The sequence below is a fragment of the Enterococcus wangshanyuanii genome, assembly GCF_002197645.1.
GTDB lineage: Bacteria > Bacillota > Bacilli > Lactobacillales > Enterococcaceae > Enterococcus_L > Enterococcus_L wangshanyuanii.
Map to the genome: position 1 here is coordinate 1,946,846 of NZ_CP021874.1, position 22,183 is coordinate 1,969,028.

A 22,183-nucleotide genomic window follows, 5' to 3' on the forward strand; every position below is an offset into this window, starting at 1 on the left:
CTAATATTCAAAGAATTCAAATTCATTAGTTGTCATGTCCTCACTAAACGCATAACGTGTAGCATCAATTGTGTGATTGTCCTTATCCTCAAGCCTTGGCTTAGGATTACCATCTTTATCTGTTTGATAATCAATATTCTCAAATTCTCTAGCGAGGTTTGGTGTTCTTAATGGGTCAATGCAAATGAAATCTAAGTCATCCAGCCATTCCTCACCATATTCCACAGAATCTGGACCCTTTTTAACGCCCTCAATCCTTTTGATATTATGTTCATCGGATAACTCCGCTATCGATTTAGGCTCAGCAGAATCAGCAAATATCTCATCAGATTGATAACCTCTAGCATGTAACTCTTTGGCTAATTCTCGGTTACTGATCTTAACGCCGTATATCTCATCAATCGCATAGATGCCGTTTTTCTTTTTATCGTAATGCCAACGAACAAAAGCCAATGGATCAGTTGCATACCCAAAATCGACAGCATTACGAATATTATCAAAGTTAGCAACCATCTCATCTGTGATAGAACCTGCTTCTACTTGTAAATTGTCAAACGGTACTACACCAGAGCCGATTGCTTCGCCCAAGTATTCCCAACGATATTTTAAAGGCTTTCTCTCTTTGACATTTTCAGCCTCTTCAATGAATTTCTTAGATAGATGAGGATTTGTCAGATAAGTTGAATGATGTACATAAGTATTCTTATCAATGAAACTACTTTCGTACTTCTTATTTACCCATGATTGACGACGTTTAGGCGGATTGTATGAGTAATAAAAGCTATAATCGAAAGGATAGGCTTTCTTCCTGTCAGCCTCACTAGTGATTTTTCCTTCTAGCTCTTCACGTAGAATAGAATTCTCAATCGAAGTGACTTCATCTTCGCTTTTAAACTCTGCCAGTTCTTCGAACCAAGCGATTGCCAACGGGAAATCTGCATCTTTTATAGACTTTATTTTGTCTGGATCATCAGCACCCATGCAGTAGATCTTATTACCTCTTGGGCGATAGGTGATTTCTAACCTTGAATCAACAAAACGAAAAAGATGCCGAACGCCTAAAACGTTAGCAGCACCTTTGAAGTTTGCATATACTGATTTTAATAATGTATTTTGAACCTTACGAATTCCAACTGCAGAAACGGGGTACTCCATAATATCCACTAGAATTCTTAGCGGAATATGAAACGATTTACCAGAACCACGTCCACCTTTTAGCACATGCCGCAGATGTTCTTTACATCTCGACACGATCCAAAATTCTTTGAACGGTTCTGTAATGATATCTGAAATTTTGACTTGATTCGCTGCCATCAGACATCATCCACAATCGTAACGCCAATATCTCCAGAATGGTTGATATCTTGCTTATCACGCCATTCATTAGGCTTGCGATTTTTAAGCCAAAATATCTGAGCTGTGGTGTCTGGTGCCACTTGTTTAGTGACCTTCTTTGTTGTCTGCATACCAGCATCAGTCAGTTCTTTTGTTACCTCAGTATACTCATATCCTAATGCTCTTTTGAGCAATGCATTTTCAACTTGACGATCAATTACCTCTTTTCCTCTTTTTAAGGTGTCCGAAATGTCCGAATGATCATTTTTCCATTTGCTTAACGTTGATCTGCTAATACCTATTTTTTCTGCTATCTGTTCATCGGTAAGGCCATCACGTGCCCAACCTTCGATTTTTAATAGTCCCTCTTTAGTTAGCCATTCCGTAAATTTCGCCATGACCTCACCCCTTTCTAAACAATATAAAAAGCCACCGCAATGCGATGACCTTTAAATAATATTAAGCACCTAGACTAAAACCATTTTCTTTGGTCAAGCTTTTGTTTAATGAATTTAACACTCCGGGATTTTCTGAAATTTGAGCTACTAATGGTTCTAGTGACTCCATGACTTGTCTAAAAATTCCTTTTATCGTGTCTATAAATGGCTGCAATTCTGATTCTAACCATTTTGCTGTAAATTCCATATCCGCTTTTGCTTGTGCATCATCTTTGATAATCTTAGCAAATTCTTTTTCCGACACACTTTTGTATATTGTCATTAATCTTTCTACTTCTTTTGGGATAAACATTTCTTTCACTCCTAACTTTTATGAAATATGCTACAGTCAATGACTGATCTTGTACTTATGTAAGAAAACAGCACCACTTGAAATGATGCTGTATATCTAGGCTAAACCGCCCTTTTCACAATTTTAAGGCTCAGCCGTCGATTCGAACAACATCTCCAGATTATCAATCTGGCGCACTACCATTGTGCTAGCGCCTCACCTATTTTTTAACAACCTACACGATACTCCGTCAGTATCACCGCTTCCACCTCGTCAGGCTCTAACCCTACCACATCCTCGGTTGCTATTTGTGGGGGCATACGTCCCGCTGTTTAATGGGTCAGATACTAAAAGCCAAGGGCAATTTAGTCCTCCCAATTGCTAAGGTGTGGATTTGCACCACACATGATCAGATTAATTTTTTATCAGGGATTCTTCAGGAATTAGCCTACGTTCTAGTTCCTTATCTGATCTTTCCCGCAATACGTCTACCTATTCCGTCACTTAGCATTTGCCACTGACAAGGAATCAAACCTTGCACTATAAGTTTCACTATCCGAGATAATGCCCTTAGCGTTTCTCATTTCGCCACAGTGACAATACAGGACTAACCAAACTGCCTGTATCTGGAACGTCTCCCTAGTTTTTCTTAACATCCAGTAGATGCCGGATGCTGCCTACAACTCAAAGTTGCAGAGCATTGGTCCTGTGTAAAACACCCACAGGCAAGCTTTGTTCGTTTCAATCAACTAACACATGATGCCGTGTTTACCGTTTTTATTGATATAATGCCAATACCAAAACCAATTCATTTTATTACCTCCTTTTACATAGCTTTTATGTAATACACCCACAGGCAAGAATGCGTAAACCTTTTGAGGAGATGTTACACCATCCTTTTATAATTTTTTTGTTGTTAGCCTGTGAGTGCTTATAAAACTACCTACAGCAATAATCACCGTCTTTTAAAATAGGGAAGATAGCTGTGTAATTGTTTGCTGTAGGTAAATTTTGCAAACTTTTGATAATACTATTATATTACGTTTTTTCAATAGGGTCTGTGGCTTCTTTGTGGCTTTTTGACCTTAAAATCACATATTTTTCTTTAAATTCCACTTTCCCTAGTATTTTACTGTGTTTTCTTCTTATATGATCATAGGTATACCCTAATTCACTGGCGATTTCTTTTAGAGTCAATCCTTCTACATATTTCATTCTAATGATGTGCTGTTCAATACCTCTGAACGAATGAATAACTTTCTTCAAATCATATAGATTATTCATGTTCAAAGCTAAATCATATTCAAGAGATTCGATGATATCTTCTAATTTACTGGCTTTTGACTCTTTAACAAGAGAGTATTTACCAAGATCATTAGAATCTTTCCAACGTTTAAGCTCATTTTTATAGGTACCTAGCTCCCAATCGAGCACAGCTATTTTCTGTTCCCATTCCTGGTATTTACTCAACCATTCGTACAAATCATTACTCCTCTCTTCCTTTTTCTTTCCAGTAAAGCAAACTGCATAAAGTCTTTACCCATTTGACCAGTTCTTCTAAATTTGTTTGCAGACCTATACCCAATAATAAGATTACATATATCAAGGCTCTAAGCTCATAGCCAAATGACATGTGGACTATTGCTGAGATAAACAGTAGAACCATTAAAATTGCTTCCCAATGCTTATATATTTTTCTGATCATTCATTTCCCTCTCTTTCTAACTTCCTGCCACACATCGGGCAATAATTAATTGGTACCGCTACTGCTCCATAGTCATTATGCAGAAATAGTTTAGCTTCTGATGTAACATAAACCTTTACTGTGTCCACGAGTTCCTCGCTATCATCGAACTCAATCAATAAATCATTATCGATAAAACTTGTACCTTGGCAATACTGACACATCCTCACCCCTCCAATCCTCCGCCAACTGTGCTGTTAGTTGGTGGGTTTCATAAATACAATCCAATGAGTTTTAGCTCTTTTGTTACCGTATAAGGGTTCGCAGTCAATCACTTTTAGAATTTCTGATAGTTTAATTTGATCTTCATTCCACTTGAAGACTAGCGTTCCGTTAGGCTTAAGAACTCTCATACATTCATCAAATCCCTGTTTGATATCGCTTGGCCAAGTTGATTCATCAAGCTTTCCGTATTTCTTGGCCAACCAACTATTTTCGCCTGCTTTTACTAAATGCGGTGGATCAAATACCACATGATAAAATCTATTATCCTCAAATGGCATCTGTCTAAAGTCTGCTATCACATCAGGTTCAACCTTTAACGCTCGACCATCACAGAGAGTGTCATCAAGTTGTCGGTTATCCATGTACAGGACATCTTTATTCTGTTTGTCGTACCAAAACATTCGGCTGCCACAACAGGCATCTAGTATTTTCTTAGTCACAGATATCACCATCCATCCTCACTGCAACCGTCCTCTTGCCTTTATCACGTTTCAAATTACTAGGTGTTGCCCAAAACTCAATCGTTGATTGCTTAACGTTTAGTTGATTTGCACATTCCTGTTTAGTGCCTACAGCGACAAGGTCATCGCCTTTATAAACTGCGTATTCCATAATAATCACAAAGGAGTAAAAAGCTTTTTGCGTCCGGACAAATCTCCTACTCCTCCCTTTTAGTTTATATATCCCACGGATCATAGTCGGGATCATTTACTGATGCCCAACAATCTACTGCTTCCCAGTGGTCTATGTGGCAACCACCACACGTTTCACATATTTCTTCTGGATGACATTCGTGACACTGGTGGCAATCGCACTCCAGTATTTCCGTTCCGCATTTTTTGCATTTGTCGGTCATCCCTACTCATCCCTTTCCATAAAGAGCTTTTATTCCATCAACCACTGTGTAATAAATCATTAATACGATAAATATTGTCAGAGCTGGATGTTTTTCTATAAAATCAAATAGATTCATCATTTACCTCCTGCAGTTCTTCGGCTGTTTGGATGAGGGTTATTCCAAAATGTGACGGTGTTGATATGATGTAATAATTTCCTAAATCAGACGTTCCGCTGAAACCGCAATCTCCTCTTAAAGAATCGATTTCAACTATTTCATCTTTTCCATCGAAGACAATTCTATCCCCACTCGAAACTCATCCAACTTACGTCCTTTAGCAGCAAACTGTTCGGCACGCTTAAACGTTTCTATCTGTTCGGCGGTGGCTGGTGTTAAATTAGGAAAAACAGCTGTCATGTCTTTTTCAGGAATGTACCACTTTTTAAAAGTGCCATACTGAGCATCATATACACAATATTCAATTTGATTGGCTACGTTACCTAATATTTTGACTATTTTTTCGCCACCATCAGAACTGTAATACTCCCCGACCGCAAAGGGTGGAGTTGTTTCACAAGCCGATTCTAATCGTCCGATGACTTTATTTAACTTATTGAGAGCAACAAAAGCATCCATCTTGACTTTGTTATCATTAGTGCCAATACCATTTTTGATATTTTGCAGTTGTTCTGCAGTCTCTTTTAATTTTGCGATGTTTGTTTTCTCTGTCATAGCGTTTCCTCCTCAATGGTGATAACACCACACAAATTCGGATTGATAAACGTAAATACTTGTTCCTTATTATCATGGAAAGCAAAAGGTTTATTGTAACAAAGACAATCAATGATATCGGCATAAGTTATTGATTCTGTATCCGGCTGATATTCCGTTACGCCATTTTGATTAGTCACAATTAGTTTCATTCCGCATCCTCCTCCACTGGTACAGCAAGTTTCTTGATATCCGGAAAATATTTATCTAATTCACTTCCCATAAATTTATCTCCTATACCATAAGCGACATCCATGCCACTCTCATTAATCACATAATACGTCTCATCAAGACACGGCACTGGCATATAATACAACGGCTCTTTTTTCACTTTGTAGCCGTCTTTCATGCGGATCAGTGTTTCGATTGGGTTGTTCTCGGTAAAAGAAGCCCATTTTTCAAACTCTGTACGATCGCCAAGATTTTTTTGATACAAATCTACATGTAAGTCAAAAATCTCCTGCTCTAAATCTCGTTTATGGAGTTCATACCATTTCACCACAAACTCCGGCACCTCAACTGGTTTGGGTAGTGATGATTTGAGCTGTTCCATATCCGATAAAGCAGCTCTGATTAATACATCCGAATTCTGTATCTCACCAGCATAATGACGGTTTAAGCAATCATCCCAATCATTGATCTTTTCATCTATCAATTTCTCAATCTTTTCCATGTGCTGTGTCCTCCACTGTATAACTAACTAAAACATAAGTTACTTTTTTATTTATCTGTTCGTTCCATACCACTTGATAACCTATTACTTCTAGATTGTTGTAACGCTCCGCAAAGTCATTCAGTTTTGTTATAGCTGATACTTCCATTTCATGATTATCATAAAATTGCAGATATCGTTTCATTGTCATTTCTCCACCTCATCTAAAATCTATTTGAAATCACGCTATATCTTTGATACACTATTTACGAGCGATCACCGCTCGGACCTAGAGTTGTGGCTCTAGGCTTTTTTGTTGTTTAATCGTATTCGCAGCTTCCTAGCTCAATATCTTTTTGGCAATTTTTGCATTCAACGCTGCCACAATTTCCGTAATATGCATCGGCACCAAATTTGTTATAAACCGAATCATAATCATATGACTGAGTTTCATCACAACTTGGGCAGACAACACTTATTCTAACTGGCTTTGATTCTATGACGTAATGTGCTTTTTCCATTTACTCCACCCCACTTAGTAGTTCTGGGTTTTCGTGGATGTTTCCGATGACTTCCAAATCCGCAGTACAATTACTGGTATCTGCTACATCATCAAAACTGTAAGCATCAAGTGGATCAATACCATCAATATAAAATTGATAACAGTCTTTTTCTACAGCACCGATATAACTATATTCGCCAGCCACTTGCCTAACCACATCCCCCTCATAAATCTCAACACCGTTCTTGTCTTTTAGTCCGGTGTATTGCATGAGGATGATCTCATCCAAAAACCTCATGTAATTTTGATAATCATCATTGTATAATTGGGCTATAGTACACCCTTGAAACAATCCGTGACATTTCATCATTCCTCGTTCCTTATCCCACGCCCGAAACTTCGGTTTATTCATTCTTCAGTCTCCTTTACTAATATCTAATGCTGAAAATGCTTTGGCAAAAAGGATTGCTTCACATTCGTCTTCTGATGGCTCAATTTTGTATATGTCTTTTACCATATCTAGGGCCTCTTGTTTCACAAGGTCTCTTTTTTTATTTTTAATGCCAACACGTTTTCTCCATTCTGTTGCTTTGACCACATTTACAAAATAGCCTTTTTCCTCTAAGCATATTTCTAGGGTACCTTTTAACTTGGCTAAAACTTCATAGACTACTGGATTCCGTTGTACTTGAATACCTTCGATGTAAACAAACGTTACTTCAAACTTTTTACACAAAGTCATGCACTTTTTTATAATTTCTCGTATCCGCTCATTTGTCGGTCCCAAAGGACGGATAACTCCATAAGCTACAATTTTAGAGCTATCCATTTCCATTACGCACCAACCAGTTGCTGTTGTTGATTGATCAAATGCAATAAGATTCATTCAATATGCCTCCATTCCCGATTAGGCTTATAATTTGTTTTTATTGCATCACCGATGATAATCAGTTTTTTTCTAGCCCGAGTGACAGCAACATACGCCAAGTTTTGATAGTCATTTTCACTTGGTTGATAGGCAACCACATCCCATTCGCTCCCCTGGGATTTGTGAATGGTCAAGCCGTAAGCTAAATCAAAATTATTTTCTAAATCTTTTTGATTCTTAAAAGTGATAATTTCTTCACTATCTTTCTTTTTGGCACTATATGCAGAAATGATTTGGAAAATTTGGCCATTGTAAAATCGGTCTTTTTCGTTTGTTTTCGCAACAATCATGTCATTGATACTAAAATTAGGTGATACAGTGACCGAACCATGTTTGACTCGTTGCTGTTCATTGATCACTTTGACATTATGATTCGTAAAGGATAATGCTACTTCTGCCCCTCTTTTGAATGCTTCATCTGAATCACTTACGACCTCTATATTTGGCATTGGCATATTGGAATTTTGTGGAATACCTAATATTTCTCTTCCCAATGCGATGATGTCTGCAGATTCAGACCGCCAGTTTTCTTTTAACTCAGCCGTTTTGAAAATTTCTTGCAGACGTTCAAAAGGACGACCGTACTCAATTGGTTCAAGTTGGTTTTTATCCCCAACAAAAATTAGCTGCTGCTGATCATAGATTCGCATTAATTTAGCAAATAATGGGGTTGATAACATGCCGCTTTCATCGATTACGATTGCATCACAATTTGCGGGATTATAAACAAAACTGTGGATTGTCTGAACTTTTACTTTACTCCCCTTTATTTTTGACTGTAATGCCTCTCTTGCTTTATGAGTAGGCGCCAGCACAGCCACATGCTTTCCATTCAATTCCAACTGCTTGATTATTTCTGCAGTCACAAAGCTCTTTCCAGTTCCGGCTCCACCAACCAAACATGAAAATTGATGTTTTACACAAGTTTCCAAAGCTTCTCGTTGTTCTTTACTTATATTCAAGTGTTGGTCATATACCTGATTAAATGTTAATTTGTTTCGAGGAAGACTCCGGATCGATTTTGCAACATAAAGTGTGTCTTTTGTCGTTAGATAATATGGTTCTTCATATAAGACAACACCAGTTCCTTTCAAATCATCGATGTGAAGGGCTACGATATCACTCCTTGTTTGTTGCATCTTTGTAGTAACATCAACGAAAACTTTAGCTGCTCTTTCTTGTTCTTCAGTATAATTAATTCCATATCGCACGATTGCATTTTTAGCATTTTTGAACGCGTACCTGTCAAGTTCCATAAAAACCATGAACGGATTTTCTACTTCCAAGAGCTGATCAAAGAAATCAACCGGGTTGTATCGATCGGCTCGTCCATTATAATTTTTTGTGTTCTTGACAAAGGCATAAGTATACGTACTTTTAATATTTTCTTGTAATGCTTTTGAATAGTTCTTCATCGATATATCACTTCCACTTCTTTTTCAGGCAATCCGTCTAAGATTGCTTGAGCTTTTGTTTTCTCTATTAATTCAGTCGCTTCGTCATGCCATTTTTCCATTTCAGGGTTGTCTAAGGTGTCCTTTAAATACATATATACTTGTCTGTATGTTTCATTTCGGCTACCTTCTGGGACACCGTGATCCAATACCTCTGCTAACAATCTAGCTTGTGCGTGATTAAACGTTAACAATGACTTAGAACTATTAGAAAAATCGACCACATTACTCATTGTTTTTCGTTTAGCAGGTCTAAACTGTTCCACGTTGACCATTGTGCCAATAATTGTCGAAACGTCTGAAACTGCCAGTGGATAGCCCATAAGTTGAGCTACTTTTTTACTTACCTCATCTATTTCTAGTTCCAACATTTTCGCTACACCAGTAACAACATTTTTATATTCTTCTTTGTTCATTTCACAATCTGCCATCAAGATGATTCTCCAACGGTTAGATCGATCAAAGTAGTATTTTGCTGTTGGGTAAATTAAACCGAATAATCCTTGACCTTCTAATTTCTCTTCTAATTCTTCTCGTGTATACTCAACATTGTCGATATCTATTGAAATTAAGCGACGGCCTCCCATGTAATTGTTATCTGATCGTTCGTTGTTTTTAAAAGTTCCATCAATAAAATACGCGAGCTGATACTTCTTGATATGTTTATATTCTTGTTCGGTGGTAGCGCCTGATAGTAATTCAATGCCACCAACTTTTTCAGCCTCTATATTGTCGACGTCATCCAGGAATGATTGTAAGGTTTCCGAAGGACTATGTTGCATATCGCTTCCAACAAATCCTTTTTTTATGTTCAAAGGGATTTCTATTGACAAAATACTTTGCAATAATTGTTCTTGTTGAGAGGCCAAAGCCTCTTCTTGTTGTTCTTCTGTTCGCAATTCCTCTTCGAATATATCTGTCTCATCTTTATATTCAAAACCAGTAAATTCAAATGCAACATTCGGGATAACGATCCAGCGAGCATTTTCACGCCCAATTTTTTTATTAGAAGTTAGTTGATAAATCCCTAATTCTTTGATATCTTTCATTGCATTCGCTAAATCATGAGAACCTACAATACTTTTATATTCTGTAGGCTTCATGAACCATTCTTGATCGACTTGGCGAAAAACTGTTGCTTGTAATTTAGTAAGAGCGTTCAATATCTCTTCTTCTGCCACAAGTCCTTTTTGGTAAAGTGCAAACATCATTCTATCTGCCTCTTCCACGTCACCTAACTCGTTAACAATGATTGTTGGATCAGCATTTCTGTTTCTGATTTGAACGAAACCAATTTCACTTTGATAAAGAAAGCGATGTCCATCATATTGTAGATTGAGTGATTGATCATCCAAGACCACTATAGATGGTTTATTCCATACCACTCTTCGTTTATCGATAACAAGGGTGCGTTCAGCATTTTTATAGATCATCATGCTTTCTTCAAAAGCATCGGCAATATTCAAATCAAGATTTTTACTTGAAAATGTGCTTCCCTTGATAACACTAGTCACATAATTTATTTTTTTTACATAAACAACTTTTTTTCTGTGCGTCTCAGTAATAAAGTTTTGCGATAAGTTCAAACTGGAAAATGTTGCAATGTCCTCTTTGTCTAAGCCCATTTTAAGGAGCAATTCAAACGTTCTGCTGTATCCTCCAATGGCCACAAATAAAACCTCGTCCATTCTCGTATGTTTTGTCAAACTAGTAGAATTAATTCTGTTATATATCTTTTTTAGGTTCTTTTTCGATTTGTCGAAAATTATTTCTCCCACTTGTTTTATCACTCCTTTCATGGTAAACTTAGTTAAACATTCGAATAGCAATTTATCAGATATACCCTTAAAACTTTGTGAAAAGTTACAAAAAAGGGTATATCTTTCTATTTATCTATATTATTAGTATTTAAATATACTAGGTGTAACTTTGTAACCAAATCGCTACATCCTTTGGGAGAGTAAGACTTAGAGTGGTTACAGAAAAGTTACAAACATGGTTACAGTTACAAAAGTTTTTAGTATTTTTTGAAATCCGAGGTTATTTATTGCTCTGTGTAACCACTTTGTAACTTTTTTTGTAACCTCGCTCAATCTCATGTGGCTCTAAAGCTCAAATAGGTTTTTGGCACTTTGTGAAAAATACGTTTGTAACCATGTTTGTAACCACTTTTTAGAACGGTAAATCATCATCTGAAATGTCAATAGTCGATCCTGTTCCACCGAATGGATCATTGATTTCATCTTCCATTGGTCCAAAATCGTAATTTCGATAAGGATAATTGGGATTCTTTTTGTTTTCGGTGATTGATAAATTCATCAAGAATTGACTACCAAGTACTTTTTCCAATGCCATTGCCGCCGTATACTCATCTTCCAAATCTTTCTTTGTAAATTCAATTCCTGCCATTGCTGCTAATTTGAGCAATGTACGTCCATTTTTTTCTAATACAAAAACTGGAAGTCCATCATCAAATGAAATATAAATCACTTCTAAGCGATTCTTGTCTTTCCCTGAAACAACCTCCAAAGTAATCGCAAGTTGCGTTTGTTCATGTTTATTTACGTCCGCTTGTGCTGATTTCAATCGAACAGGGTATGTTCCTGAGTCTAGCTTAGAGTTTGTTGCTACCTTATCTTTCTTTGGATCAAATCCTTCTTTTTTGATGTTGCTTAAAGTGTCTAATAGTCCCATGTTTATTTCTCCTTCTCATTTGTATTTTGTAATATTGGAAGCAAATCCATTTGATTAATGGTTTGCAAATTACCGATTAGTTGATCTTTTGCTCGGGTTGTTTGTGTTGGCTGCAGAACGATTACTCGCTCTTCTTTTTGGGTTTCTTGATTGTTGATAATAACTAAACGACCTACCAAAGGGACGATCCCCATAATAGCGTCAAGGTTCCTGACGTCTGGTTGAAACTGCGTGTAGACTCTGCCTGATTCCATCGTCACTTCTACTTTCTTTTCGTGAGCGAAAATCAATATATTTTTACCTAATGATTTTAAACTCGCGATAAAATCAAGCAATACACGATCAATTACACCGTAGTCTTTAATTTCGGGCATTCCGCTTTTTGATTCAGTTGATTTCTCATTCAACCAAAACTTTTGGAAAGTTGATAAATTGTCAATTACTACATTATCGAACTCAGAACTGTGCTTTAATAAGTAACGATAAAAATCGCCTAACTCATCAAATGGCTTCTTATTGTCCATTACATGGATTTCAATATCTTTTAATTTTGCTAAAACGTGATACATTCCATCGACTGAAAACAGAATCGTTCGACCAGTTAATGATTTAACCATGCTCGTTTTGCCTTTACCAGGTTCTGAGTAAACTAAGGTAGTCCAATGATCAAACCGATTGATGTTCTCTGATTTGAGTATTTTAGCCATTAAATCCCCTCCTAACTAATTAATTCTTCTGAAGATACAAACCCAGATAATTCTTTATGCCCCCTGCAATAATCACATTTTCCGCACATTCTAGGTTTTATTTCACCATTCTTTACACCTGAAACTCGTTCTAAATTCCCTTTGATGTTATTCAACGATACAACAAGTAACTCTTCCCTAATTTCGATTGCTTCTAAATCACAAGGGGATTGTTTGCTGACCGCGATAATATATGGTGTGAATTCTTTTTTGTATTTCTGCTCCAAAAGATTCTTATAAATGGCCATTTGTTCGTAGTAGCCATAGGCTTCAACAAAAGGTATCCAAACTCTACGATTTTCAGACCAAATTTTCTTATGAATATCTGCAGTAGTTTTTATATCTACAAAATACCCTTGTTCAATATTTAAGCAGTCGATTTTCCCTTTCCAATGTTCTCCGTGCAATTTTCCAGTGATGATAACTTCTTTCTCACCTTGATATAGATTGTTAAAAAAAGTATCTTTTTTCAGTCGTTGCACCATCTCTTCTGCTACAATAAAAGCTGCTCTTAACTTCCCTTGCTTCGTTAACATTTCGGGTTCGTGATCTTTTTTAAATTGCTCGTGTGCTTCATCACCTTCAAATGCTGAGTGGACATAGTTACCGACTAAAAAGGCTTCTGTGTTCTCTTTAGGTATTTCACCAGTCAATTCTGCTAACGCTTTTGCTTCGCACACTGTGAAGCTTTTATACTGTGATGCGGACATGAACTCCCATTGTTTCTCATAATAATTTTCATCATTCAAAGTTGTCATATTTCCACATCCTCTTATAAATTATCTAAAATTCGCAAAATAGAATTACCTAGTTTTAAATGGATGTCGATATCATCTGTTAAATCAAAGTCATCCATGTAACGATTTAATAATTTTGTATATGCCTCTTTTTTGATCTCAATCTTCTGCGCGGTAGCAGAATTTATATTTTCCGCCTCATATTCGTCGAGCGTTTCGATTTTACGACCATCTGTATCTTGTTTTACCTTGATAAAGTTATCTCGCTTCAACTGGCTGATGTACGCTTTTACAGAATTTTCATTAATGTCCAATTCTTGTGCAATTTCTTGATTGGTCGCAGTCGGATTAGCTTGAATGAATTTCGCTACCCGTTTCTTTCTTGTATTCATTTTTCTTCCATCCCTCCAATAGGTTTATTTGGCTTTGTAATAAGAAAATGTAATCATCTAACTCGAAATTCACACTTTCATCCATTGCTTCGAATTTGTCTCTCACTACTGGGACATCCGAATCCTGATAAACAGAAATGACGTTTCCTGAAAATAGATCCATAATTAGTGAAGAACCTGGACGTCCATTGTTTTCATGCATAATCAAACGATTAGGTATCGTATCATGCCAGTAAAGTTGTGCCATTTACCTCTCACGTCCTTTCGAGATTAAATTATTTCTCATCTGTTTCGCCTTTTCTAGGCTGAATACAATTACATCATCAAAAAATTCGTGATCTACATAAACTACATCAGTTCCTCGCTCCTCTAGTTCCGAAATTATCCAGTCTAAATGTTCAATAGTAGTCTCTATTTCAGATCACGTCCTTTCATGGTATAATTAATAAAATTGATTTATATTATTGGCCTTCTTCGTCTGCAAACGAAGTTGGCTCTTTTTGTAGTTTAGAAAGTCGATCATAACTAATCACCGTACGATCTCCATTGCTAAATTCCACAGTTGCTGCACAATTACCTTTATTGATAATTTTTACTACCACATCACAATCGATTAATGCTTGATCACCAATCTCCAAATCATTAGGTATTTTCTTACGTGCTTTCCTTGTATTATTTACAAAGCCGATTGAATAGATACTACTTGCTGATCTGTGTAGCTTTCTTTCTGGTGCTGACATTTGATTTCCTCCCTTAATTAATTATTTTTCGTTTTCTGCCATTAACATTGATCATCTTAGGCAGTTCAAACGTCTTGTTGACCACGTATACAGCGATCATGAGTAAGCCTGCCCATTTAGGCACTGTAACCAATAGCAATGCTAGTGGAACGTCTAGTAGTGCGTTAATTAGTTTTGATTTCATTTTGGTGCTCCTTTCTTAAATTCATATTGTTGTAAATGTTTCACCTTGGTATACTTAATACGTTGAACTGGTTGTATAGAGAGGAGTCCTTCTATGCCAAAAAGAATTTCAGTTACTTCAGAAGACAGCAATGGAAGAAATCAAAATTTTCATGACAATTTTAAAGGTACAAATATGACTAGAAACCAATTCGTTAAAGAGATTAAAAACGGTAATTACGAGAATTATCACGTTAGAAACATTAATGGAATTGATACCCCCGTATCAAACCCAGATAAAGCAAGAAACAACAACTTAGATTAGTTCTTAAACTCGACCAGTTCAACATTTATAGAATCATGAGTTATTAGATTGTCATCATTAAGACTAGCTAATAAGTTGCCTTCTCTGTCAGTTACGATGATCTCTTTTATGTCTTTATCATTGATTTTCATATCGGTCACTCCTTTCTAATTTTGGGTATACTTTATCTATCAGCAAGTGGTCCGCTGAAATAAAATAAGCGAGGTGTTTAAAATTAAAATTAATCCTGAAAAATTTGCTTTAGCATGTGTCGCAAGTTTTCAAAATGATAATTCTTCTTTCACAAGTGGAGATGTTATTGATGATAAACTTTCGCATTACCAAAATGCTTATTCAGCAGCTTTAAAGCACAACAAAAGAGAATCTGTAAAACTCGATGACTCTCTCAAGCAACTTGATGAAGAGCCATTCTCATACTAAATTCAATTTAAATAATTTAGAGTAGGTGAAATATTATAGTTGATTATATTAGTCCCTTCGACGAACAGTTTCTCGAGTATATGAAGAAGCAACAAGAAATGTTCGCGCCAATAAAAGAACGTTACGAGCTACTTAATGCAGCATTAGAACCAAATAGACAAATTATTGAAGCTGTATCAGAAAACCTCCGACCTTACATTGAACACTTAAACTCAATAACAAGACTAATCAACATTTCTCCTCCTGTATTACCCAATTTTATTTCTGAAGATACGGAAGAGTATGACACTGAACAAGTAAAATCTAATATTATCTCTCTAGAGGATCGTTTGCATGATCTTGCTAAGGAACAAGAATTATCTGATCATGATCAAAAATTACTCGAAAAGGCTCTTGTATTCATTAGCAACCAGTCTTCGGAAAACTCTACAGAGCTTAGAGATAACTCTATCGCTACAGCCGATCCAAACGCAGAAATCAAGGATGCAGACGCAGATAATGGGTGTAACGAACTTAATGAAACGGGTAACCCCGAAAATGAAAAACAGGTTGTAGACAAATTTCCAAATAGTAACCCCTCCTTTGTGGAAAAATTATTTTCTAAAGAGACTTTCCAAGAAGAAGCAATTAGCTTCATTCATCAGTCTGTTTATAATTGGGTCCTGTTAGCTTCTGTCGGTAAATTAGATCCACTGATTTTAGCTATTTCAGTTGTTACATTACTAAGAATTCTGATTCCTAAGAAAGATTAGTTCCTATTTCAAATTTTATCGAAGCCGATTCGTCCGCCAACGTTTTGGCTTCTTTTAACAATTCAACATATCGTTCAGCTTTTTTAGTCGCTTCATCAATTCCACTTACTTCTACTTCAATATTTACTGATTCATTCATTCCTTTTCCTCCTTCCATATAAGAGATAGATTGACTACTACCCACACCACAGCTAGAAATATGCTGCCTTGTATCTTCTCACCTACTGAAAAGCAGAAGATGGATATGCATAGCAGGATTAGTATTGCTGGTAGTTTCATGCTGTTTCCTTTCTAACTCTCATGCTGTTAGCTGCTAACCAATCTTTGAATTGATGATACAAATCCACGTCAATCCAAACATCTTTAGAGGTAACTGCCTTATAGCCAGAACTGAATGGCGATTCTTTAAAAAGTTTCATACGTCTATGATAGGTAGATTCGGACATGTGGAACTTTTCTTTAAACTCTGCTTTAGTCAGATCATTTGCCATGTTCTTTTCCTCCTATCTAATTTTGTAATATTCGATAATTGCCGTTAAAGTATCATGAGCCTTTTTACTTTGATTTTTTCCAGACAGATAATCATTCAAATCTTGCTTCGGAATTCCGAAATAAGTCGCAACACTAACAAGAGTAATTTTGTGAGTATCAAAATATTTTCTAATCTTGTTTCTGCCTATAGTTGTATCTGGCATTCTTCTCAACCTCCTTTTACTAATTGTGTAAGTTAATTTAATAGAAAACTTTATAAAAACATTGACTTGATGTAGAAAGTTTTATAAAATGTAAACATAGTTAATAAGCCTAAACATATAAGCCTTTTTTCGTCGGACAACGTAGTAGGTTTGTTTTAGTAGCTTTTTATCTATCAAATTAACTTACACGCTCATTGTATTACAAAACTTTTAACATGTAAAGTATAAATGTAGAAAGTTTTATAATATAACGGTCTGTATTTACTTAAGGTGGTATTATGAACTTATTTGATAGGGTTTCTCAACTTTCAAAAAAACAAGGATTGAGTCTTGTTGAATTAGCAGAAAAGTTAGATTTAAGTAGACACGCATTTTATTCATGGAAAACCAGTTCACCAAAAGCTGAGACTTTACAAAAAGTAGCAGAATACTTTGAAGTTTCCACTGACTACTTATTAGGCAGAACTGATAATCCAAATGTAACTACTAATGATTCGTCTATGGCTAAACAAGTTATGATGAGAATGGATACAGATGGATTATCCAAAACAGAAATTGATGAAATAGAAAGCGAGATGGAACGTTTTTTTGCGTGGAGGCTTGATGAAATTAAGAAAGAACGAGAAAATAATAATTAAGTAGGGTGGCCAATATGTATGTCGATTGAATCAGATGAGTATTTAGCTTTTTCAAATAAAATAAATGAGTTTATCTCTGCCAATATGCTTGGCATGAATTTAAATGTTAATAGTTATAAATACAATTATCTTTGGGAAGAAGTTGCTGCAAAAGGAATCAATATACGCTCTTTCCCTTTCGAAAAATCAGCTAGAAGATCCATTTCGGGGATGATTGTGAAAGACTCATACGAAACAACCCTAGCTTACAATTCAAACATGAGTACCAAGAGAAAAAACTTTACTATATCACATGAATTCACTCATTTTCTCTATCATTTAAATGACGAGAACAATATGTTTACAGATACAAAAGAAACTTTATCCTATTCCTTAGCTGATATTTTGCCAGAATTCCAAGCAAATATAGGAGCATCGTCTATCTTACTACCTGAGCCAGTTTTAATAAACGAACTTAAAAAAGGGACTTCCCCATATTTTATTTCCGAAACATACGGAATATCAGAGCAAGCCATATACATGCGTTTATTACAACAAATGCAAGCTAGCTTTGAAGCTTCTTATCAGGCGGCATCGCATACAGCAAGTAAAATTATGAATGGCAACTCTAAAAGATTAGCCATTGATCTCGGAAACAATCTTGAACAGAAAATTATTTATAGCAATCCTTTTTATGAAGCAATCATATAAATCTAAAACGAAATAACACCCTATTATGCGGTAACATAACAAGGTGTCTTTTAAATAATATTTCTTGGCAAAAATATTATATCATGAAATGGGGAATTGAATCATGAAAAAAATTAAAATTTTTTTGGCGTTTATTGTTATGGTGTTATTAGTTGTTGGCTGTGGCTCTAAAGTAACAAAGGCTGATTACACTGAAACAGATGCTGAAACAGCTCTAAATAAAGGGGATGACTTGGAAGGAAAAACAGTAAAGATTAAAGTTACTGCACTAGTTCCAGATAGTGCATTTGGATATAATATTCAAACTGGAGAACATTTAAACTTTGTTTCACCAGAAAATCCAAAAGTTAAAGAAGGCGAAGAGCTGATTGTCAAAATCACTAAAGTAACTAGTACAATGGGATCTTTTATTATCACTTATGAAAAAGTTTAATATTCAGGTTTTACTTTTAAACCATAAAGAATGCTCGGATTATGGAGGGATTTAGAAATGAAAAAAGTATTTATGGTAAGTATTGTTTTAATCGCATTAGCTGGTTGTGGAAGTAATACTGGTAAAACAGAAGATTCCAGCAGTTCTTCAAAAACAGAACAGTCAACTAGCTCAAGCACGAAAGAATCATTTACATCAATTAGTAGCTCTTCTACTACAATTAGTTCTGAAACAAATCAAAGTGCTGCAGTGTTGCAAGAAACACAACAGCCAGAAAGTGAAGTAGTTGCTGAGGAAGCTGTCCCTAGTAGTGAAGAACAACCTGTACAAACCTCTGAACCTCAACAAGCCATATATGATGCAGCTCAACCAGATGAAGGTCCTAATCAAGTTGCTGCTAGAAACGGAATAACATTAGAAGAATTGATGGAATTGAATGGTATGACTGGTGAAGAAATGTTACAGCCAGGGCAAGAATTAAGAGTAAAATAAAAAAACGTACCCTCTCCGACCAAGAAGCAAGTACGTTAAAAATAAAACCACAATAGGCTTATTTAGTTGTGTCTATTGTATCAAAATACAAGGAGTGATACAACATGTGGGTTGAACAAATTGATGAAAAGAAATTCAAATATGTTGAGCGTTATATTGACCCGCTAACAGAAAAAAAGAAAAAGGTTTCCGTTACACTTACTAGTGGATCAAGACAAGCATGGAACCAAGCGAACCTTATTCTTAGCAAGAAGATACAAGACAAGTTAGAAGTAACTGAAGCATTACCTGTAACCTTCGGTGAACTAAAAACAAAGTGGGACGAAAAATACAAACCTACTGTCAAAGCAAGTTCCTATAAAACAACTTCGGTTTTTATTACGAAAATTTCCGATTACATAGCGGATGATGTTCTGGTAAAAAACATTACAAGCAACATGATTCAAGATATGCTAGATCACTATTACTTTGAAAAAAACTTGTCGTATAATTATGTGAACCATTTAAAAACATTTGTGGGCATGATTTTCAAATTCGCTAATAGACGTTACGGTCTTGAATATAATCCAATTAATGGAGTTTCACTGTCAAAGAAGCCAAAGACGAAAGAAGATATACAAAAAGAGAAAGAGGGATATTTAACAAAAGAAGACATCCTTCTTTTATCTGAAGAACAAGAAAAAAACTATCAACAAAATAGATATTCTTTGATAACCAAGTTTTTATTCCTGACTGGACTAAGATATGGTGAACTTGCAGCTCTAACGGAATCAGACTACATTGGAGATAGAATTACAGTTTCAGGGACATATGATTATGACACTGGAACTAAAACGACCACAAAAAACACAGGATCATACAGAACGATTGACTTACCAGCAAATGCCATAGATATTTTGGATTTCTTAATAAACGAAAATAGCTCAATTAATTCTGATATTGTCAACCCATACAAATATATTTTCATTAGTAAGAATGGCAACCCGCTTTCTATACAGGCCTATAACCTAACTTTAAGGACTTGTGCAAAATCTATTGGGATTGATAAGAAAGTATCTTCGCATATGCTTAGACACTCTCATATCTCTCTATTAACCGAATTGGGGATACCACTAAAAGCGATTATGGATAGAGTAGGTCATGAAGATTCTAAAACAACATTAAAAATCTATACCCATACAACAAAGAACATGCAGAGCCATTTGATAGAGAAGTTAAGTGAGATTGAAATATAGTTGCCCCTTTCTTGCCCCTTTACGCATCGTAAAATAAAAAAACAAAGACCTAACCCTTATTAAATAAAGAGTTAGGTCTTTTATTATTCAAAAACAAATTGATTATGGTAAAGCTCTGCATAAAAACCATCTTGCTCTAATAGTTCACGATGATTTCCTTCTTCAATGACCTCACCGTTCTTCAAGACAACGATGCGATCTGCATTTAAGATCGTTTTCAAGCGGTGAGCAATAACAAAGCTGGTTCTACCTTTGATTGCTTCATCCATTGCTTTTTGGATTTTCGCTTCTGTCACAGTATCTACATTACTCGTTGCTTCATCCAGGATCAATAATGCCGGATCCGTGATGATCGTACGAGCGATACTGATCAATTGTTTTTGACCGGTACTAAAGACATTATTTTCTTCTGTTATTTCAGTATCATAGCCTTTTTCCAAAGCCATGATGAACTCATGGATATTGGCTTGTTTCGCTGCAGCAACGATCTCTTCGTCCGTTGCATCCGGTTTTCCGAAAGCGATATTTGCTCGGATCGTACCAGAGAATAACACTGAATCTTGTAGAACGATCCCAACATGTGAACGTAAACTATCTAGATCGATTTCGCGAATATCTGTACCGTCAAAGGTAACCGAACCACTATCGACATCATAAAAACGATTCAACAAGTTCATGATCGTTGTCTTTCCTGAACCTGTCGGACCTACTAAAGCAACCATTTCACCTTTGCTTACATTGATCGAAACATTTTTCAAAATAGGAATTTCAGGATCATACCCGAAATCAACCTGATTCAAAGCAACAGAATCACTAACGCCTGAAATTTCCTTGCCGTCTTTAGGATTGATTTCATCCGGCTCATCAAACATTTCATTTAAGCGTCTTGCACCAGTGATCGCTAACTGGATCATGCTATATCCTGAAGATATTTGCATCAATGGTTGATAATATTGCTGAGAGTATTGAACAAAAGTAACTACTAAACCTAAAGCAACTGTCTTCTCCAAATCTCCATTCAATGCTAACCAGCCACCAAAGAAAATCACGATGGCCGTGTTAACAAGAGACATTCCCTGCATCATCGGAAATAATAATCCTGAGTAGACTTGCCCTTTAAAGGTTGCTTTACGAACTGTCTCATTGTGCTCAAGAAAACCATCGATGGTTTCTTCTTGTAAGCCGTTAGTGATGATCACACGTTGACCGCTGATTTTTTCATCCATATACCCATTTAGTTTACCAACTTCATCTTGCTGGATATCGACGTATTTACGCGCTTTGCTGATAACAATTACAGCAATCAAAATCGCAACAGGTGTAGAAGCGATCGTCGCCCAAGCAAGTTGAACGTTTTGACGGAACATCATGATCAAAATCCCGACAAATAATGCCGCATTCGTCAAAACCTGCAATAACGCTTGATTCAAGCTATTTTGAATATTATCTAAATCGCTGGTAAAACGACTTAAGATTTCGCCATCCTGATGAGAATCAAAAAAGCGGATCGTCAATTTTTCCAATTTATTGAATAAACCAATTCTCATGCGGTTCGTTGACTTTCCAACGACCTGTGTAAACAGAATACTGTAAATAAAATTCGCAGCACTAGTCAATACATAGAAAATCAGTAGCTTCCAAATAATATCGATAAACTTGCTTTTATCATCTGTTCCCTGCATCAAGGCGCCTACATAATTTGCCAGCTCTTGAATCGCTTCACCGACAAACTGCGGAGCTTTAACTTGCAAGTAAGTAGCTATGATGATCGTCACAAAAATAAAGAAGAAGGAAATCTTATAACGTTTTAAATAATGAAAAAAGAATTTACTTGCTCTTACTAAATCAGTCATT

37 protein-coding genes and 1 tRNA gene are annotated in these 22,183 nt (G+C 36.0%); 8 read left to right on the forward strand and 30 right to left on the reverse strand.

Annotated elements, in window-relative coordinates; all coding sequences use genetic code 11:
* The 25 genes from CC204_RS09455 to CC204_RS21170 all read right to left on the reverse strand — a co-directional run bounded on the left by CC204_RS09455 (position 1) and on the right by CC204_RS21170 (position 14,671).
* Positions 1-1,314, reverse strand: coding sequence for a PBSX family phage terminase large subunit (locus tag CC204_RS09455; RefSeq protein WP_088269962.1), 1,314 nt, complete (start codon positions 1,312-1,314; stop codon positions 1-3).
* The gene (locus tag CC204_RS09460) at positions 1,314-1,733 is read right to left on the reverse strand and encodes a helix-turn-helix domain-containing protein (protein ID WP_088269963.1); all 420 of its coding nucleotides are present in this window, start codon (positions 1,731-1,733) and stop codon (positions 1,314-1,316) included. The genes CC204_RS09455 and CC204_RS09460 overlap by 1 nt, the downstream gene beginning before the upstream one ends.
* Before the next feature lie 61 nt (positions 1,734-1,794).
* Positions 1,795-2,085: a hypothetical protein gene (locus CC204_RS09465; RefSeq protein WP_088269964.1), complete on the reverse strand. Its 291-nt coding sequence runs from the start codon at positions 2,083-2,085 to the stop codon at positions 1,795-1,797.
* Between the two features lie 126 nt (positions 2,086-2,211).
* Positions 2,212-2,280, reverse strand: a tRNA-Ile gene (locus CC204_RS09470).
* An 822-nt stretch (positions 2,281-3,102) separates the two neighbouring features.
* Positions 3,103-3,546 carry a sigma factor-like helix-turn-helix DNA-binding protein gene (locus tag CC204_RS09475; protein WP_088269555.1) on the reverse strand — a complete coding sequence of 148 codons (444 nt, stop codon included), beginning with the start codon at positions 3,544-3,546 and terminating at the stop codon, positions 3,103-3,105.
* A 4-nt stretch (positions 3,547-3,550) separates the two neighbouring features.
* A complete protein-coding gene (locus CC204_RS09480; RefSeq protein WP_088269556.1) occupies positions 3,551-3,769 on the reverse strand; it encodes a hypothetical protein in 219 nt (72 codons plus the stop codon).
* Positions 3,766-3,972, reverse strand: coding sequence for a hypothetical protein (locus CC204_RS09485; protein ID WP_088269557.1), 207 nt, complete (start codon positions 3,970-3,972; stop codon positions 3,766-3,768). The genes CC204_RS09480 and CC204_RS09485 overlap by 4 nt, the downstream gene beginning before the upstream one ends.
* A 33-nt stretch (positions 3,973-4,005) precedes the next feature.
* Positions 4,006-4,434 (reverse strand): class I SAM-dependent methyltransferase, encoded by a 429-nt coding sequence (locus CC204_RS09490; RefSeq protein ID WP_227011260.1) that lies wholly within the window; start codon positions 4,432-4,434, stop codon positions 4,006-4,008.
* Between the two features lie 31 nt (positions 4,435-4,465).
* The gene (locus CC204_RS09495; protein ID WP_088271677.1) at positions 4,466-4,645 is read right to left on the reverse strand and encodes a hypothetical protein; all 180 of its coding nucleotides are present in this window, start codon (positions 4,643-4,645) and stop codon (positions 4,466-4,468) included.
* A 496-nt stretch (positions 4,646-5,141) separates the two neighbouring features.
* On the reverse strand, positions 5,142-5,603 hold the full coding sequence (locus tag CC204_RS09505) for a hypothetical protein (RefSeq protein WP_088269560.1): 462 nt from the start codon (positions 5,601-5,603) through the stop codon (positions 5,142-5,144).
* Complete coding sequence (locus CC204_RS09510) at positions 5,600-5,794, reverse strand: hypothetical protein (RefSeq protein ID WP_088269561.1); 195 nt, start codon at positions 5,792-5,794, stop codon at positions 5,600-5,602. The genes CC204_RS09505 and CC204_RS09510 overlap by 4 nt, the downstream gene beginning before the upstream one ends.
* Complete coding sequence (locus CC204_RS09515) at positions 5,791-6,315, reverse strand: DUF1642 domain-containing protein (protein ID WP_088269562.1); 525 nt, start codon at positions 6,313-6,315, stop codon at positions 5,791-5,793. Before CC204_RS09515 ends, CC204_RS09510 begins: the two co-directional genes overlap by 4 nt.
* Positions 6,302-6,499: a hypothetical protein gene (locus CC204_RS09520; protein WP_088270639.1), complete on the reverse strand. Its 198-nt coding sequence runs from the start codon at positions 6,497-6,499 to the stop codon at positions 6,302-6,304. Before CC204_RS09520 ends, CC204_RS09515 begins: the two co-directional genes overlap by 14 nt.
* 115 nt (positions 6,500-6,614) lie before the next feature.
* On the reverse strand, positions 6,615-6,815 hold the full coding sequence (locus CC204_RS09525) for a hypothetical protein (RefSeq protein WP_088269564.1): 201 nt from the start codon (positions 6,813-6,815) through the stop codon (positions 6,615-6,617).
* Positions 6,816-7,208, reverse strand: a complete 393-nt coding sequence (locus CC204_RS09530) for a YopX family protein (protein WP_088269565.1) — start codon at positions 7,206-7,208, stop codon at positions 6,816-6,818.
* Between the two features lie 3 nt (positions 7,209-7,211).
* The gene (locus tag CC204_RS09535; protein ID WP_088269566.1) at positions 7,212-7,682 is read right to left on the reverse strand and encodes a crossover junction endodeoxyribonuclease RuvC; all 471 of its coding nucleotides are present in this window, start codon (positions 7,680-7,682) and stop codon (positions 7,212-7,214) included.
* Positions 7,679-9,139 carry an ATP-dependent DNA helicase gene (locus CC204_RS09540; RefSeq protein WP_088269567.1) on the reverse strand — a complete coding sequence of 487 codons (1,461 nt, stop codon included), beginning with the start codon at positions 9,137-9,139 and terminating at the stop codon, positions 7,679-7,681. The genes CC204_RS09535 and CC204_RS09540 overlap by 4 nt, the downstream gene beginning before the upstream one ends.
* Entirely contained in the window at positions 9,136-10,848 is a 1,713-nt protein-coding gene (locus CC204_RS09545) for a hypothetical protein (RefSeq protein WP_157894269.1), read from the reverse strand. The genes CC204_RS09540 and CC204_RS09545 overlap by 4 nt, the downstream gene beginning before the upstream one ends.
* A 502-nt stretch (positions 10,849-11,350) precedes the next feature.
* Positions 11,351-11,872 carry a hypothetical protein gene (locus CC204_RS09550; protein ID WP_088269569.1) on the reverse strand — a complete coding sequence of 174 codons (522 nt, stop codon included), beginning with the start codon at positions 11,870-11,872 and terminating at the stop codon, positions 11,351-11,353.
* A 2-nt stretch (positions 11,873-11,874) separates the two neighbouring features.
* Entirely contained in the window at positions 11,875-12,579 is a 705-nt protein-coding gene (locus tag CC204_RS09555; RefSeq protein ID WP_088269570.1) for an AAA family ATPase, read from the reverse strand.
* Between the two features lie 11 nt (positions 12,580-12,590).
* Complete coding sequence (locus CC204_RS09560; RefSeq protein ID WP_088269571.1) at positions 12,591-13,376, reverse strand: PD-(D/E)XK nuclease-like domain-containing protein; 786 nt, start codon at positions 13,374-13,376, stop codon at positions 12,591-12,593.
* A gap of 14 nt (positions 13,377-13,390) precedes the next feature.
* Positions 13,391-13,747 carry a winged helix-turn-helix transcriptional regulator gene (locus CC204_RS09565; RefSeq protein WP_088269572.1) on the reverse strand — a complete coding sequence of 119 codons (357 nt, stop codon included), beginning with the start codon at positions 13,745-13,747 and terminating at the stop codon, positions 13,391-13,393.
* Positions 13,704-13,994: a hypothetical protein gene (locus tag CC204_RS09570; protein WP_088269573.1), complete on the reverse strand. Its 291-nt coding sequence runs from the start codon at positions 13,992-13,994 to the stop codon at positions 13,704-13,706. The genes CC204_RS09565 and CC204_RS09570 overlap by 44 nt, the downstream gene beginning before the upstream one ends.
* A gap of 214 nt (positions 13,995-14,208) precedes the next feature.
* Complete coding sequence (locus CC204_RS09575; RefSeq protein WP_088269574.1) at positions 14,209-14,487, reverse strand: hypothetical protein; 279 nt, start codon at positions 14,485-14,487, stop codon at positions 14,209-14,211.
* Between the two features lie 13 nt (positions 14,488-14,500).
* On the reverse strand, positions 14,501-14,671 hold the full coding sequence (locus CC204_RS21170; protein ID WP_157894254.1) for a hypothetical protein: 171 nt from the start codon (positions 14,669-14,671) through the stop codon (positions 14,501-14,503).
* A 93-nt stretch (positions 14,672-14,764) separates the two neighbouring features.
* Here CC204_RS21170 and CC204_RS09580 point away from each other — a divergent pair, with 93 nt between their 5' ends.
* Positions 14,765-14,974, forward strand: coding sequence for a hypothetical protein (locus CC204_RS09580; protein ID WP_088269575.1), 210 nt, complete (start codon positions 14,765-14,767; stop codon positions 14,972-14,974).
* Here the strand turns inward: CC204_RS09580 and CC204_RS21695 are convergent.
* On the reverse strand, positions 14,971-15,105 hold the full coding sequence (locus CC204_RS21695; protein ID WP_257790114.1) for a hypothetical protein: 135 nt from the start codon (positions 15,103-15,105) through the stop codon (positions 14,971-14,973). The genes CC204_RS09580 and CC204_RS21695 overlap by 4 nt on opposite strands.
* 73 nt (positions 15,106-15,178) lie before the next feature.
* On the opposite strand from CC204_RS21695, the gene CC204_RS09585 reads away from it, so the two are divergent.
* Together CC204_RS09585 and CC204_RS09590 are read left to right on the forward strand one after the other, a co-directional pair.
* Positions 15,179-15,394 carry a hypothetical protein gene (locus CC204_RS09585; protein WP_088269576.1) on the forward strand — a complete coding sequence of 72 codons (216 nt, stop codon included), beginning with the start codon at positions 15,179-15,181 and terminating at the stop codon, positions 15,392-15,394.
* Between the two features lie 98 nt (positions 15,395-15,492).
* Positions 15,493-16,146, forward strand: coding sequence for a hypothetical protein (locus CC204_RS09590; protein ID WP_088269577.1), 654 nt, complete (start codon positions 15,493-15,495; stop codon positions 16,144-16,146).
* Here CC204_RS09590 and CC204_RS21385 read toward each other — a convergent pair.
* From CC204_RS21385 to CC204_RS09600, 3 genes are all read right to left on the reverse strand, one after another.
* Positions 16,133-16,285, reverse strand: a complete 153-nt coding sequence (locus tag CC204_RS21385) for a hypothetical protein (RefSeq protein WP_188634562.1) — start codon at positions 16,283-16,285, stop codon at positions 16,133-16,135. The genes CC204_RS09590 and CC204_RS21385 overlap by 14 nt on opposite strands.
* A gap of 136 nt (positions 16,286-16,421) precedes the next feature.
* Positions 16,422-16,637, reverse strand: a complete 216-nt coding sequence (locus tag CC204_RS09595; protein WP_088269966.1) for a hypothetical protein — start codon at positions 16,635-16,637, stop codon at positions 16,422-16,424.
* A gap of 12 nt (positions 16,638-16,649) precedes the next feature.
* A complete protein-coding gene (locus CC204_RS09600; protein ID WP_088269967.1) occupies positions 16,650-16,841 on the reverse strand; it encodes a hypothetical protein in 192 nt (63 codons plus the stop codon).
* Positions 16,842-17,119: 278 nt separating this feature from the next.
* On the opposite strand from CC204_RS09600, the gene CC204_RS09605 reads away from it, so the two are divergent.
* The 5 genes from CC204_RS09605 (at position 17,120) to CC204_RS09625 (ending at position 20,329) form a co-directional block, all read left to right on the forward strand.
* Entirely contained in the window at positions 17,120-17,479 is a 360-nt protein-coding gene (locus CC204_RS09605; RefSeq protein WP_088269968.1) for a helix-turn-helix domain-containing protein, read from the forward strand.
* Positions 17,480-17,497: 18 nt separating this feature from the next.
* Positions 17,498-18,169, forward strand: coding sequence for an ImmA/IrrE family metallo-endopeptidase (locus CC204_RS09610; protein ID WP_088269969.1), 672 nt, complete (start codon positions 17,498-17,500; stop codon positions 18,167-18,169).
* A gap of 103 nt (positions 18,170-18,272) precedes the next feature.
* The gene (locus CC204_RS09615) at positions 18,273-18,602 is read left to right on the forward strand and encodes a hypothetical protein (protein WP_088269970.1); all 330 of its coding nucleotides are present in this window, start codon (positions 18,273-18,275) and stop codon (positions 18,600-18,602) included.
* A 57-nt stretch (positions 18,603-18,659) separates the two neighbouring features.
* Positions 18,660-19,094, forward strand: coding sequence for a LysM peptidoglycan-binding domain-containing protein (locus tag CC204_RS09620; RefSeq protein ID WP_227011124.1), 435 nt, complete (start codon positions 18,660-18,662; stop codon positions 19,092-19,094).
* 104 nt (positions 19,095-19,198) lie between these two features.
* Positions 19,199-20,329, forward strand: coding sequence for a tyrosine-type recombinase/integrase (locus CC204_RS09625; RefSeq protein ID WP_088269972.1), 1,131 nt, complete (start codon positions 19,199-19,201; stop codon positions 20,327-20,329).
* 83 nt (positions 20,330-20,412) lie between these two features.
* Here the strand turns inward: CC204_RS09625 and CC204_RS09630 are convergent, their stop codons facing one another.
* The gene (locus tag CC204_RS09630; protein WP_088269973.1) at positions 20,413-22,182 is read right to left on the reverse strand and encodes an ABC transporter ATP-binding protein; all 1,770 of its coding nucleotides are present in this window, start codon (positions 22,180-22,182) and stop codon (positions 20,413-20,415) included.
* Between the last annotated feature and the right edge of the window lies 1 nt (position 22,183).

What these genes read in the sequence shown, in the direction of transcription:
- CC204_RS09455 (WP_088269962.1), bottom strand. Translation starts at nt 1,314, where the DNA reads ATGGCAGCGAATCAAGTCAAAATTTCAGATATCATTACAGAACCGTTC.
- CC204_RS09460 (WP_088269963.1), bottom strand. Translation starts at nt 1,733, where the DNA reads ATGGCGAAATTTACGGAATGGCTAACTAAAGAGGGACTATTAAAAATC.
- CC204_RS09465 (WP_088269964.1), bottom strand. Translation starts at nt 2,085, where the DNA reads ATGTTTATCCCAAAAGAAGTAGAAAGATTAATGACAATATACAAAAGT.
- CC204_RS09480 (WP_088269556.1), bottom strand. Translation starts at nt 3,769, where the DNA reads ATGATCAGAAAAATATATAAGCATTGGGAAGCAATTTTAATGGTTCTA.
- CC204_RS09485 (WP_088269557.1), bottom strand. Translation starts at nt 3,972, where the DNA reads ATGTGTCAGTATTGCCAAGGTACAAGTTTTATCGATAATGATTTATTG.
- CC204_RS09490 (WP_227011260.1), bottom strand. Translation starts at nt 4,434, where the DNA reads ATGTTTTGGTACGACAAACAGAATAAAGATGTCCTGTACATGGATAAC.
- CC204_RS09495 (WP_088271677.1), bottom strand. Translation starts at nt 4,645, where the DNA reads ATGGAATACGCAGTTTATAAAGGCGATGACCTTGTCGCTGTAGGCACT.
- CC204_RS09505 (WP_088269560.1), bottom strand. Translation starts at nt 5,603, where the DNA reads ATGACAGAGAAAACAAACATCGCAAAATTAAAAGAGACTGCAGAACAA.
- CC204_RS09510 (WP_088269561.1), bottom strand. Translation starts at nt 5,794, where the DNA reads ATGAAACTAATTGTGACTAATCAAAATGGCGTAACGGAATATCAGCCG.
- CC204_RS09515 (WP_088269562.1), bottom strand. Translation starts at nt 6,315, where the DNA reads ATGGAAAAGATTGAGAAATTGATAGATGAAAAGATCAATGATTGGGAT.
- CC204_RS09520 (WP_088270639.1), bottom strand. Translation starts at nt 6,499, where the DNA reads ATGAAACGATATCTGCAATTTTATGATAATCATGAAATGGAAGTATCA.
- CC204_RS09525 (WP_088269564.1), bottom strand. Translation starts at nt 6,815, where the DNA reads ATGGAAAAAGCACATTACGTCATAGAATCAAAGCCAGTTAGAATAAGT.
- CC204_RS09530 (WP_088269565.1), bottom strand. Translation starts at nt 7,208, where the DNA reads ATGAATAAACCGAAGTTTCGGGCGTGGGATAAGGAACGAGGAATGATG.
- CC204_RS09535 (WP_088269566.1), bottom strand. Translation starts at nt 7,682, where the DNA reads ATGAATCTTATTGCATTTGATCAATCAACAACAGCAACTGGTTGGTGC.
- CC204_RS09540 (WP_088269567.1), bottom strand. Translation starts at nt 9,139, where the DNA reads ATGAAGAACTATTCAAAAGCATTACAAGAAAATATTAAAAGTACGTAT.
- CC204_RS09550 (WP_088269569.1), bottom strand. Translation starts at nt 11,872, where the DNA reads ATGGGACTATTAGACACTTTAAGCAACATCAAAAAAGAAGGATTTGAT.
- CC204_RS09555 (WP_088269570.1), bottom strand. Translation starts at nt 12,579, where the DNA reads ATGGCTAAAATACTCAAATCAGAGAACATCAATCGGTTTGATCATTGG.
- CC204_RS09560 (WP_088269571.1), bottom strand. Translation starts at nt 13,376, where the DNA reads ATGACAACTTTGAATGATGAAAATTATTATGAGAAACAATGGGAGTTC.
- CC204_RS09565 (WP_088269572.1), bottom strand. Translation starts at nt 13,747, where the DNA reads ATGAATACAAGAAAGAAACGGGTAGCGAAATTCATTCAAGCTAATCCG.
- CC204_RS09570 (WP_088269573.1), bottom strand. Translation starts at nt 13,994, where the DNA reads ATGGCACAACTTTACTGGCATGATACGATACCTAATCGTTTGATTATG.
- CC204_RS09575 (WP_088269574.1), bottom strand. Translation starts at nt 14,487, where the DNA reads ATGTCAGCACCAGAAAGAAAGCTACACAGATCAGCAAGTAGTATCTAT.
- CC204_RS21170 (WP_157894254.1), bottom strand. Translation starts at nt 14,671, where the DNA reads ATGAAATCAAAACTAATTAACGCACTACTAGACGTTCCACTAGCATTG.
- CC204_RS09580 (WP_088269575.1), top strand. Translation starts at nt 14,765, where the DNA reads ATGCCAAAAAGAATTTCAGTTACTTCAGAAGACAGCAATGGAAGAAAT.
- CC204_RS21695 (WP_257790114.1), bottom strand. Translation starts at nt 15,105, where the DNA reads ATGAAAATCAATGATAAAGACATAAAAGAGATCATCGTAACTGACAGA.
- CC204_RS09590 (WP_088269577.1), top strand. Translation starts at nt 15,493, where the DNA reads ATGTTCGCGCCAATAAAAGAACGTTACGAGCTACTTAATGCAGCATTA.
- CC204_RS21385 (WP_188634562.1), bottom strand. Translation starts at nt 16,285, where the DNA reads ATGAATGAATCAGTAAATATTGAAGTAGAAGTAAGTGGAATTGATGAA.
- CC204_RS09595 (WP_088269966.1), bottom strand. Translation starts at nt 16,637, where the DNA reads ATGGCAAATGATCTGACTAAAGCAGAGTTTAAAGAAAAGTTCCACATG.
- CC204_RS09600 (WP_088269967.1), bottom strand. Translation starts at nt 16,841, where the DNA reads ATGCCAGATACAACTATAGGCAGAAACAAGATTAGAAAATATTTTGAT.
- CC204_RS09605 (WP_088269968.1), top strand. Translation starts at nt 17,120, where the DNA reads ATGAACTTATTTGATAGGGTTTCTCAACTTTCAAAAAAACAAGGATTG.
- CC204_RS09610 (WP_088269969.1), top strand. Translation starts at nt 17,498, where the DNA reads ATGTCGATTGAATCAGATGAGTATTTAGCTTTTTCAAATAAAATAAAT.
- CC204_RS09615 (WP_088269970.1), top strand. Translation starts at nt 18,273, where the DNA reads ATGAAAAAAATTAAAATTTTTTTGGCGTTTATTGTTATGGTGTTATTA.
- CC204_RS09620 (WP_227011124.1), top strand. Translation starts at nt 18,660, where the DNA reads ATGAAAAAAGTATTTATGGTAAGTATTGTTTTAATCGCATTAGCTGGT.
- CC204_RS09625 (WP_088269972.1), top strand. Translation starts at nt 19,199, where the DNA reads ATGTGGGTTGAACAAATTGATGAAAAGAAATTCAAATATGTTGAGCGT.
- CC204_RS09630 (WP_088269973.1), bottom strand. Translation starts at nt 22,182, where the DNA reads ATGACTGATTTAGTAAGAGCAAGTAAATTCTTTTTTCATTATTTAAAA.